The 16244-nt window shown below is 35.4% G+C and carries 13 protein-coding genes; 8 read left to right on the top strand and 5 right to left on the bottom strand.

The window, feature by feature from the left end; genetic code table 11:
- Positions 1 to 163 precede the first annotated feature (163 nt).
- A complete protein-coding gene (gene thrA, locus ACO05K_RS14560) occupies positions 164 to 2614 on the bottom strand; it encodes a bifunctional aspartate kinase/homoserine dehydrogenase I (RefSeq protein WP_421945155.1) in 2451 nt (816 codons plus the stop codon).
- A 769-nt stretch (positions 2615 to 3383) separates the two neighbouring features.
- Entirely contained in the window at positions 3384 to 3830 is a 447-nt protein-coding gene (locus tag ACO05K_RS14555; protein WP_421945154.1) for a GyrI-like domain-containing protein, read from the bottom strand.
- A gap of 512 nt (positions 3831 to 4342) precedes the next feature.
- Between ACO05K_RS14555 and rsgA the strand changes: the two genes are divergently transcribed.
- The 4 genes from rsgA (at position 4343) to ACO05K_RS14535 (ending at position 7634) form a co-directional block, all read left to right on the top strand.
- Positions 4343 to 5263: a ribosome small subunit-dependent GTPase A gene (gene rsgA / locus ACO05K_RS14550; protein WP_421945153.1), complete on the top strand. Its 921-nt coding sequence runs from the start codon at positions 4343 to 4345 to the stop codon at positions 5261 to 5263.
- Between the two features lie 64 nt (positions 5264 to 5327).
- Positions 5328 to 5780, top strand: coding sequence for a D-aminoacyl-tRNA deacylase (dtd, locus tag ACO05K_RS14545; protein ID WP_421945152.1), 453 nt, complete (start codon positions 5328 to 5330; stop codon positions 5778 to 5780).
- Positions 5780 to 7318, top strand: coding sequence for a glycosyltransferase family 39 protein (locus tag ACO05K_RS14540; RefSeq protein ID WP_421945151.1), 1539 nt, complete (start codon positions 5780 to 5782; stop codon positions 7316 to 7318). The genes dtd and ACO05K_RS14540 overlap by 1 nt, the downstream gene beginning before the upstream one ends.
- Complete coding sequence (locus ACO05K_RS14535) at positions 7308 to 7634, top strand: nucleotide pyrophosphohydrolase (RefSeq protein WP_421945150.1); 327 nt, start codon at positions 7308 to 7310, stop codon at positions 7632 to 7634. The genes ACO05K_RS14540 and ACO05K_RS14535 overlap by 11 nt, the downstream gene beginning before the upstream one ends.
- Positions 7635 to 7644: 10 nt before the next feature.
- Here ACO05K_RS14535 and ACO05K_RS14530 read toward each other — a convergent pair whose 3' ends face one another.
- Positions 7645 to 7947: a DUF4286 family protein gene (locus ACO05K_RS14530; protein ID WP_421945149.1), complete on the bottom strand. Its 303-nt coding sequence runs from the start codon at positions 7945 to 7947 to the stop codon at positions 7645 to 7647.
- 138 nt (positions 7948 to 8085) lie between these two features.
- Here ACO05K_RS14530 and ACO05K_RS14525 point away from each other — a divergent pair, with 138 nt between their 5' ends.
- The gene (locus ACO05K_RS14525; RefSeq protein ID WP_421945148.1) at positions 8086 to 8415 is read left to right on the top strand and encodes a hypothetical protein; all 330 of its coding nucleotides are present in this window, start codon (positions 8086 to 8088) and stop codon (positions 8413 to 8415) included.
- On the opposite strand, the gene ACO05K_RS14520 is transcribed toward ACO05K_RS14525, so the two are convergent.
- On the bottom strand, positions 8412 to 10235 hold the full coding sequence (locus ACO05K_RS14520; protein WP_421945147.1) for a tetratricopeptide repeat protein: 1824 nt from the start codon (positions 10233 to 10235) through the stop codon (positions 8412 to 8414). The two genes, ACO05K_RS14525 and ACO05K_RS14520, sit on opposite strands and share 4 nt — an antisense overlap.
- A gap of 224 nt (positions 10236 to 10459) precedes the next feature.
- On the opposite strand from ACO05K_RS14520, the gene ACO05K_RS14515 reads away from it, so the two are divergent.
- The 3 genes from ACO05K_RS14515 to ACO05K_RS14505 all read left to right on the top strand — a co-directional run bounded on the left by ACO05K_RS14515 (position 10460) and on the right by ACO05K_RS14505 (position 14809).
- Positions 10460 to 12346: a S9 family peptidase gene (locus tag ACO05K_RS14515; protein WP_421945146.1), complete on the top strand. Its 1887-nt coding sequence runs from the start codon at positions 10460 to 10462 to the stop codon at positions 12344 to 12346.
- A 3-nt stretch (positions 12347 to 12349) separates the two neighbouring features.
- Positions 12350 to 14017: a sensor histidine kinase gene (locus ACO05K_RS14510; protein ID WP_421945145.1), complete on the top strand. Its 1668-nt coding sequence runs from the start codon at positions 12350 to 12352 to the stop codon at positions 14015 to 14017.
- A 102-nt stretch (positions 14018 to 14119) separates the two neighbouring features.
- A complete protein-coding gene (locus ACO05K_RS14505; RefSeq protein ID WP_231459006.1) occupies positions 14120 to 14809 on the top strand; it encodes a response regulator transcription factor in 690 nt (229 codons plus the stop codon).
- Between the two features lie 161 nt (positions 14810 to 14970).
- Here ACO05K_RS14505 and ACO05K_RS14500 read toward each other — a convergent pair whose 3' ends face one another.
- On the bottom strand, positions 14971 to 16215 hold the full coding sequence (locus ACO05K_RS14500) for a metallophosphoesterase (protein ID WP_421945144.1): 1245 nt from the start codon (positions 16213 to 16215) through the stop codon (positions 14971 to 14973).
- Positions 16216 to 16244: the final 29 nt, after the last annotated feature.

The raw sequence follows: 16244 nt of genomic DNA, 5'->3' as shown, positions 1-16244 counted from the left end.
AAGGAGCAAGGATTAAAGGCCTTACACCAACTCACTTATATTTATCTTTTATCTCTGAATCGTTAGATAACCGTTTAAGTTTATAAGAATTGTCAGTCTGAGTTTATCGAAGACCTTATAAAAAGTGCTTCGACAAGCTCAGCATGACAAAACATACTTGCTCTTAACTTAAAGAACCCACATTTATAATATCTGCAAAAACGCCTGCTGCGGTAACTTCTGCTCCAGCACCTGGGCCTTTAACCACTAACGGACGAGATTTATATCTATCCGTAGTGAACGAGATGATGTTATCACTTCCCGAAAGCATATAGAATGGATGACTGTCATCAACCATCTGTAGGCTGATTTCTACATTACCATCTTCCAGTTTACCGATGTAACGTAATACTTTACCATCATTTGCAGCTTTGTTTTTTAAATCTTCAAAATAAACCGCATTCTTTTGTAATTCTGAGTAGAAATCTTCAACAGAAGTTGCATTTAAGCAAGCTTCAGGTAAAATATTGTCGATTTTTACATCAGCAGCTTCTAAGGGATAACCTGCATCACGAGCCAGGATTAACATTTTACGCATAAAATCTTTTCCGTTCAAATCATCACGTGGGTCGGGTTCGGTATAGCCCAATTCCTGTGCCTCTTTTACAGTTTCATAAAAACCAGCATCGCCTTTAAAATTATTGAAAATGTAAGAAATCGTTCCTGATAAAATCGCTTCGATGCGGGCAACTTTATCGCCACTCATCATCAACTCTCTTAAAGTACGGATGATGGGCAAACCTGCACCCACATTGGTTTCGTAATAAAAATCGACACCAAATTTGCGGGCAGTATCTTTAAACGATTTGTATTGAGCGAAATCGGCAGAGTTTCCTTTTTTATTACAAGTAACAACAGAAATGCTGCTTTCAAAAATTCCCTGATAAAACTCTATTGGCGATTCTGCGGCTGTATTATCCACAAAAACACAGTTTGGTAAGTTCATCGATTTCATGCGCTTAACAAAACCTGTTAAATCTGCCTGTTCGCCGTTGGTGTCTAAATTATTTTCCCAATCCTCGAGCGATAAACCCTCTGCACTGAAAACCATTTTGCGGGTATTGCTGATGCCTGCAACCTTAACTTGTAAATCGTTATTGGCCGCCAAGAAAGGCATTTGTTCTTTTAATTGGTTGAATAATGTTTTCCCAATATTTCCAGTTCCTAAGCAGAAAATGTTTAATGTGCGCTTTAAATCAGTAAAAAATGCATCGTGAACCGCATTAACCGCTTTCGATAAATCAGCTGCGCTGATGATAACCGAAATGTTATATTCTGATGAACCTTGAGCAATTGCCCTGACGTTGATACCATTTCTTCCCAATGCATTGAACAATCGTCCACTCATACCAGGTGTGCGTTTCATGTTCTCGCCTACAATGGCTAAAACGGCCAAATTATTTTCAACCTCTGGTAAAGCCAGTTTATTCGCATCCAATTCAAGCTCAAATTCCTTTTTAATTAAGGCAATTGCCTGACCAGCATCTGTTGGTTTAACCGCAAAAGTAATGCTATGCTCTGATGAAGATTGTGTAATCAACACCACGTTAATCTGCTCGCGAGAAAGCAAAGAAAATAACCTGCCGCTGAAACCAGCTTTGCCAACCATTCCACTACCAGTTAAGTTAATAATGCTGATATGGTCGATAGAAGAAATGCCTTTTATCGGCAAGCTCGATGCCTTAACATCGCTTTTAATATATGTTCCTGCAAAATCAGGTTGAAAAGTATTTTTAATAACAAGCGGAATTTTCTTCATAAAAGCCGGAATCATCGTTGGCGGATAAATCACTTTCGCCCCGAAATAACTTAATTCCATTGCCTCGGTGTAACTCAATTCTGGCAAAGAAAACGCTTTTTTCACGATACGTGGGTCGGCTGTCATCATACCATTTACATCCGTCCAGATTTCGATTTCTTCTGCATTTAAAGCTGCACCCCAAACGGCTGCGGTGTAATCAGAACCACCACGACCTAACGTAGTAACCCTCCCAGCTGCATTGCTGGCAATAAAACCAGTAACAAAAAGCACTTTGTCTTTATTGGCCTGATAAAAATCATTTATCAATATCTCCGTCAATTCGGTATCAACCTTTGCCTGTCCGAAATTGCTATCAGTTTTAATTAATTCTGAGCCATTAACGTACAAAGCTTCTGGCAATTGTTGCAATGCGATGTGCGCAATCATGAACGATGAACAACGTTCGCCGTAGCTTAAAATCTGGTCTTTTGTTTGTAAGCTCAGTTCTTTAAGGTTGGTTACGGCTTGTAATAAATCTTCCAACTCGTTGAAGAAGATTTTTAAACGGGTAAAAACCGGGTTTTGTGCTGCTGCAGGTAATAGCGAACGGATTACAGCAAAATGTTTTGCCTCAATTTCCTTTAATCCAGCATCGTAACTTTCGCCCCGTTCGGCACTTTCGGCCATATCGGTAAGTAAATTGGTTACGCCACTCATTGCCGATAATACAACTACCGGATTGCTCTGTAATTTTTCTTTGGCCACTATGCTCAGTAGCGTTTTAATGTTCTCGGCCGAACCTACGGATGTGCCGCCGAATTTTAATACTTTCATCAGTTTTTGGTTTAATGAACCTTGCACGTTTGCTTGTTAATTAATTTGTGCAGTTTTCAATGGTTTTGGTTTAAAAAAAAAGCGCCCCGATTTGTGTCGGGACGCTTTCTGTGTTTATCTTTTTTCAATTTACAACAAATTAGCCTCCCTGATTTTCTCCGGTGGTAATAATAATCGTTGTAATAATTGATGTGTTAAAATTCATGCTGTCTTTGTGTACTTTGTACACCGTAAAGTAGAAGATTATTTTTTTAAAATGCAAATTTTTTCTAAAATTATTTGAAAATATTTTAATAAAACGATTAACTAGATGAAATGATAGCATGTTTTGAACCGAAAACTAATATAGGTTTTTATAGTTTGGGTTCAACTCCCATCCTTTTTTCAAGGAGGGGTGTCCGCAGGGTGGGGTGGTTAATTAAATTAGTTTAATAATTAGAAAAGGTGCTTCAGTAATTCTTCGGTTGCAGCAGTCCTGCCATTTGCTTCAATCTTTTTGTTGCTGCTGCCTTTCCTATTATCGTCTTTGCGAGGAGGAACGACGTGGCAATCTATTTCGTTCGATTAAGCAAAAAGTATTTCCGCGTCTGTCAGGTTTAGTTAAAATTCGGTTTGTAGCACTATTTGAGTTTCTTGCCTATCAAGTTTGTGAAAGTTTAAAGCCTTCGTCATTGCGAGGCACGAAGCAATCTTAAAGCGTTCGCTTATCAAACTCAAAGTGGTAAGATTGCTTCGTGCCTCGCAATGACGAAATGAATGAGATTAACAACTACCTAACCCCAATATAAATCTCAACCTCCGAATCCTCTCCATTTTGAGATTTAGAGCCATAAACCTCAAAATCGGCAATGTAACTTCTGTTCAGATTCGCATCATTGTTCCAAATTTCTATCCAGGTATTTACAACTGCATTTGGCATTTCGCCTTTTGCAATATATTTTTTCAAGTTTTCGTTGTTAATCTCTTTGCCAACTAATCCATCAGGAATATTATTTAACGAACTTACCTTTTGGCCAATAATGGTTGTATATTTTCCGGTATAATCGCTTTCGTAATCGGTGTAAGTGGCATAAACATCTTCACTTTCCTTGTTCGGGATTTTATTGAAAATTTCTTCAGCGTAAAACTGTTGCCAAAGTTTGCCCAAATCTGTTGCAGCTTGATTGTTTTGGTTTGTTGTTTGAACGGAGATGCCGATAATTTTGAAGTTATTCATGTATTTAGATTTTAAACGAAGATAATATTTTCTATGATGTTGTCAGTCTGAGCTTGTCGAAGACTTTTTAATTTATTGTCCTTCGACAAGCTCAGGATGACAAACTGGAAAATACTCTGCGATAACATAGTTTCTAAGTGAAATTTATTAGCGCTTGAATTGTTACGCTTCGACAAACTCATGATGACAATTTCATCTATCGGTTGATGTCTCACCAATCGAAAACAAATCTTAATCTGTGGTTGGTGAGACACCAACCATTAGTACAATTTTATTAACGCTTAAATTGTTACGCTTCGAAAAGTCAGAATGACCAAATAGAACGGAATTTCTTGCAATAACCTTTGTTTTTAAACCTGATTGCCGCGAACATCCCGAATTTCTCGGGATAAAGCAGAAAGCAGGACGAACATTAAAATGAAACATAGGTTTTGCTTTCCAAATCCTTATCAATTTCATCTTCTATTTTACAAATACAACTTCCATCCTTTTATTTACCTTTGTTGTAAAATATGCAGGGCTTAGTTATTAAATCTACAGGAAGTTGGTACAATGTTTTGGCCGATAGCGGCGAACGTTACGATTGCCGGATTGTAGGGAAATTTAGGATAAAAGGGATTAAAACTACGAACCCGATTGCGGTTGGCGATAGGGTTAAATTTGAGCTCGAAAGTGGGAGTAACCAAGGTTTGATTAACGAATTGTTGCCTCGTAAGAACTATATTATCCGCAAATCGATTAACCTGAGCAAGCAAGCTCAAATTCTGGCTGCTAACTTAGATATGGCGATTTTGGTGGTTACGCTTGCATCGCCCAGAACTTCGTTAGGTTTTATTGATAGGTTTTTGGTTACTGCCGAAGCTTACGATGTACCAGCGGTTTTGGTGTTTAATAAGCTCGATTTATTTAGCAAAGAAGGGCTGGAAATTCTGCAAGACTTTAAAGATATTTACGAAAATATTGGCTACGCCACTTATGAGGTTTCGGCTTTAAAAGGCATAAATATTCCAGTTATTCAAGAACTTATTACCGATAAGATTACACTAATTTCTGGTCACTCGGGTGTTGGGAAATCGAGCCTAATTAATGCTTTATTGCCTGATAGAGATTTACGCACAGGCGAGGTTTCGGATTGGAGCGATAAAGGACAACACACCACAACATTTGCCGAAATGTTCGAACTGCCTCAAGGCGGTTTCATTGTCGATTCGCCTGGGATTAGAGAATTGGGTGTTATCGATATTGAAAAAGAAGAACTTGGTCATTTCTTTAGAGAGATTTTCAAAACTTCTCACAATTGCCGTTTTAACAATTGCAGACATATAAATGAACCTGGTTGTGCGGTAATTGAAGCTGTGAATAATGATGAAATCGCAATATCAAGATATGAAAGTTACCTAAGTATTTTTCACGGTAACGATACAAGGCATTAATCCCTTATTTAGCACAATTCTTCCAAAATACTTATCTTTCGCATAACATATCCCAAAGACTAAGATGCGAGCAGTTTTACAAAGAGTTACACAAGCCAGTTGTGTTGTTGATGGAAATACAACAGGACAAATTGAAACAGGTTTTTTAGTGCTTTTAGGCATTGAAGATGCTGATACCATTGAAGATTTAGATTGGCTTGCTCAGAAAATTGTAAATATGCGTGTGTTTTCTGATGAAAACGATTTAATGAATAAGGCGCTTGCTGATGTTAATGGTGGTATTCTTTTAGTTAGTCAGTTTACGTTATTTGCTGCCACAAAAAAAGGAAACCGACCAGGGTTTACAAGAGCCGCCAGACCAGATTTCGCTATCCCACTTTACGAAAAAATGATACTGAAGTTATCTGCTTTGCTAGGTAAAAAAGTAGAAACCGGAATTTTTGGTGCAGATATGAAAATCAGTTTGCTAAACGACGGACCGGTTACCATTTTAATTGACACGAAAAATAAGGAATAATGAAAAGCAGAAATCATCACCTTACAGAAGTTTTATTTCTTTTCGTTTTTATAATACTCAAATTTATTCTGAGCTACTTTTTAGTAAACGGTGTTTACGAACTTCACCGTGATGAGTTTCTGCATTTAGACCAAGGTAGCCATTTAGCAGCCGGCTTTACCTCAATACCCCCATTAACCTCAATCTTCTCGGTAATTATTAAGTTTCTTGGAAACAGCGTTTTTTGGGTGAAGTTTTTCCCAACGCTTTTTGGTGCGCTAACCATGCTATTTGCCTGGCAAATTGTAGGTGTGTTAAGAGGTAATTTATTAGCAAAATCTTTAGTAGCTATTGCATATATCTGTTCTGCGTATTTAAGACTTAATATTCTTTACCAACCGAATTCTTTTGATGTTTTAGCGTGGACAGCCATTTACTATTACCTTTTAAAATACTTCGAAAATAGGCAAGCCAAGTATCTATACTGTTTTGCCATTTGGTTAGGTTTGGGTTTTCTTAATAAATACAATGTGATGTTTTTAGTTTTGGGAATATTACCAGCGGTTATAATTTTACCTAACCGGAATATTTTTAAGGATAAGCATTTATATTTCTCTATACTTTTAGTGCTGATTATCATCTCTCCGAATGTTATCTGGCAAATTGTAAATAACTTTCCTGTTATAAGCCATATGAAAGAGCTAGCCGAAACGCAATTGGTAAATGTTAAACGAGCCGATTTCTTCAAAGAACAATTCCTCTTTTTTATAAGTGATATCTTTATTCTTATAGCTTGCTTTGTTGGTCTAATAGTTTACAAGCCTTTTCGGAAGCATCTTTGGGTAATACTTTCGTACGTTTTTACCATAATTATTTTTAGCTATTTTAAAGCTAAAGGTTATTATGCTTTAGGTCTGTATCCTGCATTGCTGGCTTTTGGTAGTGTTTATATTTGCCAAATTATTGGCAAAAGATATGTTTTAGCTGTATTGTTAATTTTCGTAATGGTTGGTTTTTTTGCCTATACCATTCCGCTTTTGATGCCGGTTTATTCGCCAAAGGAAATTGTTCGGAATCACAATAGATTTGAAAGAGTTGGAGCGTTGCGCTGGGAAGATGGAAAAAACCGTGATTTGCCGCAGGATTATGCAGATATGCAAGGTTGGAAAGAACTTGCAGCAATTGTAGACTCAGCTTACGGAAAAGTGAAAGATAAAGCAGCAGTTGTTGTGCGTACAGATAATTATGGACAAGCTGGAGCGATTAATTATTATTCGAAATTTAAAAACATAAATGCTGTTTCTTACAATGCGGATTATCTTTATTGGTTTAAGATGGATAAACCTATTAAAGATTTAATTTTGATAAGGGAGGCAGGAGAAAGCGATCCCGAACGGAAAAAAGAAAAACCGTTTTTTGATAAAATTATTAAAATTGGCGAATTGAAAAATAATTTGGCAAGAGAAAAGGGTACAACAGTATTCCTTTTGGAGGGTGCTAAAATAGATGTCAATAGCAGGTTAAAATCAGAAATAGAAGAACGAAAACATGACCATTAACGAAGCACAGGAAACAATAGATAAGTGGATTAACACAACCGGAATTCGCTATTTTAATGAGCTTACCAATACTGCCATTTTAATGGAAGAGGTTGGAGAAGTTGCCCGTATAATGGCACGTAAATATGGCGAGCAATCTTTCAAAAAAAGTGATGAAGCTGTAAACCTTGCTGATGAAATGGCAGACGTACTATTTGTTTTGATTTGTCTGGCAAATCAAACCGGAATTAATTTGACTGATGCACTTGAGCAAAATTTACAGAAGAAAAATATACGCGATGCAGAGCGCCACAAAAACAATGAAAAGTTAAAGTAATATTGACTATTTAACCAACAAACTCCATTAAGCTTCTATAAGCGACAAAACGATTTTTAAATTTTTCGTTCAAACCTTCCTGTAAAGCTGGAGCATATTTTTCCTGGTATTCGTTGTAGTTTTCTAAATTGTCAACAACATATTGAGCACAATAGGTTACACCTTCATTTGGCGAATCAATTACTTTTAAAAGTCTATGTGAAACAAACATTCCTGTAGCCATAACTTCCGGAATGTGGATTTCATTCATCCATTTTAACCACTCTTCGGCTGCAGTATCTTCTAATATTAGGGTAACGTTGTATAAAAGCATGGACAAATATAAATAATAAGCTTGGCTAATAATACTTTAATAAGATGACTTATATGTGAAATGTTAATGTTTTATATTATTTTAGATAAGTCATAAATTTTTCGAACTTAGTGTTTTAGAATTAACAATCACTCCTTAATGAAATTTTTCCGCCCGTATAGATGTTTTAAAGCATTTATAATTATTGCTGTTTTAACTACAATTTGTTTTTTTGCTTTTGTTTCTGAAGACAAGCATGTTTTTGCACCTAATTTTTTATTAAGTTCTTTAGCAGATTTGTATTCGTTTTTTCAATTTCCAACACATACTTTTTTGTGGAGAATTTTTAGCTCAAATTCTGCATTATACTTTTTCGGCTTGGTTTTTAATTGTGCGTTATATGCACTTATTATTGAGGTTGGCTTAGCTTTAGAAATGCAGAAGCGTTACGGTAAACAACAAAATGAACAAAAGGAAGGCGAAAACTAAACGCCATCTCCACGTAAGTTTCTAAATCTTTTTCTGGCTTCGGCAGTAAACATACTTCCCGGATAATCGGTAATCAATTTTTGAAAATATATTTTTGCCTGAACCAAATCATTTAGCTTTTTTTCATATAAATCTGCGAGGGTAAAAAGGGCATCATCTGTCCAGATTCCATCATTGTAGCTTTCATCAACTTTTTTTAGAATTGCAGCTGCAGCTTCATACTGCTCTGATTTTATTAAAATTTTAGCTTTGCTCATTAGTATCGCATCTGCAAGAGTATTTTGCGGAAAAGCAATTGAAATACTATCTAATTTTTTGATGGATTGTTCGGGCAAATTTCTAAAAACCAGCATTTCTGCATCGGCATACATTTTTAATGCACTGCTATCGGTTGGGGTTTGAATGTTATCAGATATTAAAAGACTTAAATTTAATGCGTCGTTTGCAATTAATTGGGTGGTTGCTGTTTTTAAAATCATGCATTGACCCATACTATATTCAAAGTTTCCCTGATAAAAAGAAAGTTTTGCACTTCTAAATCTAGCTTCGTTTCCAATTGGTTGGCCTTCAAATTGTTTACTTACTTGTTCGTAAACTAAAAAGGCTTCCCAAGGTTGTTTGGTTAAAATGTAAATGTCGCCTAAATCAAGTTTAAGCTGGCCATTTTCCTGCGGACTTAATCCCGGCAATTTCAATGCTTCTTCCAAAGCAAGTTCAGCTTTCTTTGGCTGATTTAAATAATACGCCTGCAAGTTCGACCACTTTTTTACAGCAAATAAGGTGTTTTTGTTCTTGCCGTTTTCATCTAATAAAACCTGATAATCTTTGGCTAAAAGGTCTAAATCTGCAACATTAAATTTCCCCTTGGTTTGTATATTATACTTTGTATTAAGTAATTCGATTTTAGCAGGCAGATAATATTGATTTTCCTTGCCTTTAGTAATTATATATTCATAGGCTTTAATTGCAGTTTCGTAAGCTCCATTATCAGCAAAAGTATAAACCGCGTTAAACAACGTAGTTCCATCTGCTTTGGTTCGTTTATCATAAGCAATTAACTGTCGTAAAGCCATATCATATTCCTGCTGCTGAATATAGTTCCATGTAAGCAGCTGAATATAAATTTCGGCATCTGGAGCTTTTTGAATCTTTTTTAAAATTCCGGTTTGAAAGGTTTGATAATCGTTTTTATCCTCAAAAATCATCGATAAAACGGCTTCAGCCTGTGGCAGGAGTTGCGGAGCTGTTGGCAAGATGTCTAAATATTCTTGCATCAACATCGGTTTATCCTTTTTAAAGCGATAAATGTTTAATAGTTCAAATGCAAAAGCCTTTTCATCATTTAATATTTTTCTGCCATGTTTAAAAGCTTGTATTGCATATTCATAATTTTCGAAACGATAGAAATTATTTGCTAGCATTCTAATCCGAAATTCGTCTTTTGGTAATTTATTTATTGCTTCGGTAAAAATTTTATTAGCTGCCGATGCGTCGCCTTTTTCCTGATATAATTTTCCTAAAGCTACGGCGTACATTTCATTATCAGGCGATTGCTTAATTTGCTTCTTTACCGTTTTCTCAGCAACATCGTATTTTTTTAATTTTAATAGAACATTAAAATATATGTCAAAATAACCCTCGTTATTTGGGTTAGCAAAAAGTTTTTCTAGTAATACGGCAGCCTTGTCAAACTCACCATCCTGATAATATTGAATTGCTAACGATGCATCATCATTGGCAATTTGTCTCCCAGGTCGAAATGTTTGAGCATTCGAAGCAATGGCTGCCAGAAATAAAAGGACAAAGATTACAGACTTCATTATAGAAAATATTCGTTTTAAATGTAACATTTTAATACCTAATTCCTTAAACTCAACTAGTAGATAAAACGTATTTTAAATGTTACCTGTATTTTATTTTGTGTGTTTATTTTAAATACTAAATTGGAAACAATCGGGTATTCGCCATGTTGGTAACATTCTTACTGCATAATACCTTTAAGCTAACAGGTTATTATATTTTTGTCGTCCCGAAAAAGGAGATTATGTTTAAAAGAATTATTTTATTGGTTTTAGTGGCTTTTATTTGTGCTTGCAAAGGTTCAAAAAAAGAGCAGACTATTCCTGTAGATAACTTTTTTCGTACTCAGGATAAAGCATATTACCATGTATCTCCAGATGGGAAATCTCTTTCATATTTAAAACTTCAGGATAAAAAACTCGATCTTTTTGTAGAAGACATAGAAAGTGGGACCGTTAAGCAACTTACACATCTAGAAGAAAAAAGCATAAGTTTTTATTTCTGGACAAGCAATAACGAGTTGATTTATTACACCGAGGATGAATCGAAAGAAAGAAAATCTGATTTGTTCGTGGTAAGTAAGGATGGAAGCAAACAAAAACAGCTTAGTTCAAACGAAAAAAATCGCCTTCGTGTTATCGAAGATCAGTTAATTGATGATAAGTATATTATTGTTGCCTCGAACAAAAGAGATTCAACCGTTTTTGATGTTTACAGGCTGAACGTTCGTACTGGTAACATGGAAATTGCCGCAAAAAACCCAGGTAATGTTACAGAGTGGGTAACCGATAATAAAGGTATTTTAAAAATTGCTGTAGCCAGCGATGGGGTAAATGAAACACTTTTGTATCGTGAAAACGAACGTTTACCATTTAAGGCTGTAACTACAAATAATTTTGAAACCACACTTCAACCTGTTGCGTTCTCAGAAAACGAAGCAGATGTGCTTTACGCAATTTCTAATGTAAACAGAGATAAAAATGCATTGGTGGCCTTAGATTTAAAAACAGGAACCGAGAAACAGGTTTTGTTTGGTAATGATACCTTGAATGTTGTTGATGCCAAATACTCTAAGGCGAAGAAGAAAATGATGTTTGTAACCTGCGAGACCTGGAAAAAGGAGAAATATTACCTTGATGATAGCACCAGAATTGCATATTCAAAAATAGATCAGCTTTTACCGGGAACCGAATGGCGGATAATGGATAAAGACAAAAACGATAAAGTTTTTGTGGTTAGAACTTATACCGACAGAAACCCGGGTTCTTACTATTTATATGTAGTTAACCAGAATAAGCTTAAAAAACTGGCTGATATTAATCCTTCAATTAATGAGGATGATATGAGCCAAATGAAGCCGATAAGCTATAAAAGTAGCGACGGTTTACAGATAAACGGCTATTTAACATTACCTAAAAATAAAAAGCCAACCAATTTACCTGTTGTAGTTTTGCCTCATAATGGTCCGGGAAGTAGAAATACCTGGGGTTACAACGCCGATGTTCAGTTTTTGGCAAATAGAGGTTACGCCGTTTTGCAGGTTAATTATCGTGGTTCTGGTGGTTATGGCAAATCTTTTTATGCTGCCGGATTTAAAGAATGGAGCGATAAAATTCAGGAAGATGTTAATGATGGTGTGAGATGGCTTGTTCAGAAAAAAATTGCAAACCCTAAAAAAGTAGCCATTTATGGTAATGGTTTAGGTGGATTTATTGCATTGAATTGTTTGTATAAAAATCCCGATATTTATGCTTGTGGTGGTTCAAATTCTGGCGTTATCAGTTTATTTAGCTATTTAACTACAATACCACCTTTCTTAAAATCGAACTTGCAGATGTATTACGAAATATTTGGCAACCCCGAAACCGATACCGATTACATTCGTTTCGCTTCACCAGTTTTTCATGCAGATAGATTTAAAGCACCGCTTTTTATTGCTCAAAACCCAAAAGATCCACGTGTAAATGTTGCTCAGGGCGTACAATTTGTAAAGGAGCTTAAAAAACGAAATGTTTCGGTTACTTATATTGAGAAAGAAGAAGGTCCGAATCCGGTTTTAAGGCAGCAAGGTAGAACCGCCTTATATAAAGCTTTAGAAGAATTTCTACAGGAAAACCTGAATAAAAAATAGGTTATGGCCCTGGAGAAGAAAAGTGGTTATCGGAAAAATTTCTCGTTGAGTGTTACCTTTATTGCACTCATATCTATACTTTTCGTTCTATCGTTGTTTTTGGCTTTTAACTACAGTAAAAAATCAATCGAGAACGAATTTGTTTCAGAAAAGGTTAATGTTTTAGAACAAAGTATTCAATCTTATAACGAATTTTTCCAGAATAAAATACCCGAAGTTTCTTATTACAATGGTTTTTTAGATTCGGCTACTGCATCTAAATTTGTTGATACTATTACGCTAAAATATCCTTTTGTTTCCAAAGTGATGTTTTACGATTCGGAGGTTAAAAATACGCCTGTTAAGGATGGAATGAATGCTGGTCATTTCTCAATCGGACCAAAATCCATATTTCAATTCGGCAGAACTGTAAAGCCGGATTCAATTAAATTGTTTTCTGAAGAAGATACCCGTTCTTTTAAGGTTAATGATGATTTTAATGGCATGGCGTTAAAACTCGTTCGTTTTATCGACCAGCTTGATACCGCTTCTGTTCCATCTCAAGAAGAGCTGTTTACAAATTTCTCGGTGGTTTTATCTAATAAGATAACTTACTTAAACATACCACGTCAGGAAGATTTAAAAATGTATAAGGAAATGCTTCAGCGCAAGTTAGAACCTTCTCCAGTGTATCAACAAGATATGTTGGTTTTTGAGTTGAATCCTTACAAAATCAAGGTAATAAATACGCGTCCGTTATTGTATCAAAGTATTAAAGTAGAGCCGTTAACTTACGATCCGATTGATACTTCTGATGAAAATATAACTACGGAAATTGCTTTACCAGGCGCTTTTTCAGATTTTAAGCTGTACTTCACTTCATCAAAATCATATATTAAGAAAGAAATTTTTATTTACTTTTTGCCAATAGCCTTGGTTTTGCTTTTGGTTTATGGAGTGTTATTATTGGTAGCATTTTTAATTTACCGAAACTTAAACATCAACAGTAAAATGTTTAAGCTGCAATATGATTTTGTAAACAACCTAACGCATGAGTTTAAAACTCCGGTTAGTGTAATCAAAATTGCGGGTAACAATATTAAAAGCGCACCTTCTTTAAGCCAGAAAGAACAACATCTTTACGGTAAAATTTTAGATGAAGAAGCCGATAAATTAAATGGTTTGATGAATAAATTACTGGCATTCACTCAAATCGAAAACAAAGCCATTAAACTTAACCAGGAAGAAGTTAATATTAAAGATTTTATTGAAAGTACAATAGAGTCGCATACTTTAAAACATCCTGATTTTGATATAACTTACGAAGTGGTTGGCTTTAAAACCTTTATAACTGACCCAGTTTTATTAGGTAGTTTGTTCGATAATCTGGCAGAGAATGCCTACAAATACTCTAAGCCCGAAAACAAAAAATTACACATTAGCGCAAAGCTGATAAAAGGAGTTTTGGTTTTTCGCTTTGCGGATAAAGGAATTGGCATTCCATCTTCAGAATTAAATAATATATTTAAGAAGTTTTTCAGAATACAGAACGAATATAACCAAATGGGAAGCGTAGGCTTAGGTTTGGCATTTTGCAAAGAACTGGTTAACTTTATGCTTGGCGAAATTACGGTTAAGAGTAAAGTTGGCGTTGGTACTGAGTTTAAAATTGTATTACCCTATAATAGTTAAAAATTGAATTTTGAGTTGTTTTAATGTTGAGGTGTTGTAAAGTTGTATAATCAGCTTTTAAACCCTTCAGCTTTTAACCTTTCAACCTAAACACACATATAAATGTCTAAAGAAGTAAAAATATTAATTGTAGAGGATGATGAAAATCTTCGCTTTCTTGTGGCGCACCGTTTAAAAGCCGAAGGTTACAATGTACTTGAAGCTAATGATGGTGAAGCAGGTGAGCGAATGATTTTAGCAGACCAACCTGATATTGTTTTATTAGATTGGATGATGCCCGGTAAACAAGGCGCTGAAGTTTGTGAATCTGTTCGTAAGCAAGGTTTCGAAAACCTGATTATTATGATGACCGCTAAAGCACAGGATGTAGATAAAATTGATGCTTATAATTTTGGCGCATCAGATTACATCACCAAGCCATTTAATATGGATGTTTTGGTGGCTATGTTAGAAAGCAAAGTGAAGTTCATCGTAAATAAAGATTCGGCCGAAATACACCGTTTTGGCAGTATGGAACATCATCCAAATATTCATACTTTATTTAGAGATGGAAAGAAAATTGAGCTTACCATTTTAGAAAACCGCATTTTGCTTTATTTCTTACGCAATCCGGGTAAAGTAATCAACCGTGATGAATTAATGCTTGTAGTATGGGGTTATAACTCTGATGTAAATACACGTACGTTAGATATGCATATTGTACGCTTGCGTAAAAAGATTGAATTGAATCCTGATAATCCGCAATTATTGCAAACTGTAAGAGGCGTGGGTTATCGTTTTAATGCGGGATAAGTGTTTTGTCATTCTGAGCTTGTCGAAGAAGTTTTAAAAAGCATTTCGAAAAGCTCAATAGGACACCATTACTCTAAACCTACTGGTTGGTGTCTCCACCAACCAGATTACTGGTAGATTTTCGGTTGGTGAGACACCAACCGATAGCATTCTTAATTCCTTTAACCTCTCTTTAGCGTAAATACCGTTATCTCTGGCAAAATACCAACTCTGCCAGGGTAACCTAAAAAGCCATAGCCAACATTAACATAAAGCTGTTGTTTCTGTTCTTGATACAATCCTGCCCATTCCTTGTAAATATATTGTACCGGACTCCACTGGTATTCCTTTAAACGTACACCGAATTGCATTCCATGTGTATGGCCGCTAAACATTGCATCAATCTGAGGATATTTTTGCAAAACCTCTCCACGCCAATGAGATGGATCGTGACTTAATAAAAGCTTCACAGGCAAATCATCTGTATTTTCAACAGCAAGTTCCATTTTTCCATATTTAGGAAAACGACCCATTCCCCAGTTTTCGATTCCTAAAATGCCGATTTCTTCACCATCAACTTTTAATCTTCGGTTTTCGTTCATCAATAAATCGTATCCCATTATTTTGTGAACATCAATAATATCTTTAAGGTTTTTTACTTTGGCTGGTGATGATTCTTTACCGAAATAATAGTCGCCATAATCGTGGTTACCAAGTGTTGAATAAACGCCTAACGGTGCTTTTACTTTTGCAAAAATGTCTTGATATTCACTTACCTCTTTGGTTAAATTATTAACTAAATCTCCGGTAAAGAAAACGAAATCGGGTTTCTCTGCAAGTAGCATTTCAACCCCACCTTTTACTGCTGTTTTATTGTAAAAACTTCCAGAATGAATATCCGAAATCTGAGCCATTGTAATTCCGTCAAAAGCTTTTGGAAGGTTCGGTAAAATTAAGTTTACCCTTCTTACCTGATAATCGTAAGCACCGGAAATAATGCCCCAACTTAATGAAGTTAACGGAACGGCAGCAGCAACTAAGCCAGCTTTTACCAAAAATTCTGAACGAGAAATAGGTTCTGCTTCGGTTATTTGTTGTGTTTTTACGGCCTCTTTCTTTTTAAAAAGTTTTATGAAAAGCCTTCTTAAATCATCAAAAACAAGGAAAGGTAACATTGCCAGTTTACAGGCTACGGTTAAGAAAAAGGTAACCAATATAATAGCTCTTAAGGCTAAAAAAAGATTGAGGTAAATCCCAGCGAAAACGCCAATAATGAGTAAAGCACTAAAAGTCCAATATAAAATTCCAAATATTTTTTTTGTTGATGGCTTCCATTTTTTAAAAACCGAAACAATAGCCCGGTAGCAATAAATATCAAAAGCTGTAATTAAAATGCAAGCTGCAATTATGAAAGGTAGTCTGCCCATATTGGGTTATTCGGGTTTAAATTAAAAAG

The organism is Pedobacter sp., from assembly GCF_965227205.1.
In the GTDB taxonomy this organism is placed as follows: Bacteria; Bacteroidota; Bacteroidia; order Sphingobacteriales; family Sphingobacteriaceae; genus Pedobacter.
Note: the sequence above shows the minus strand (reverse complement) of the source record. Positions and strands in the feature narration are given on the sequence as shown.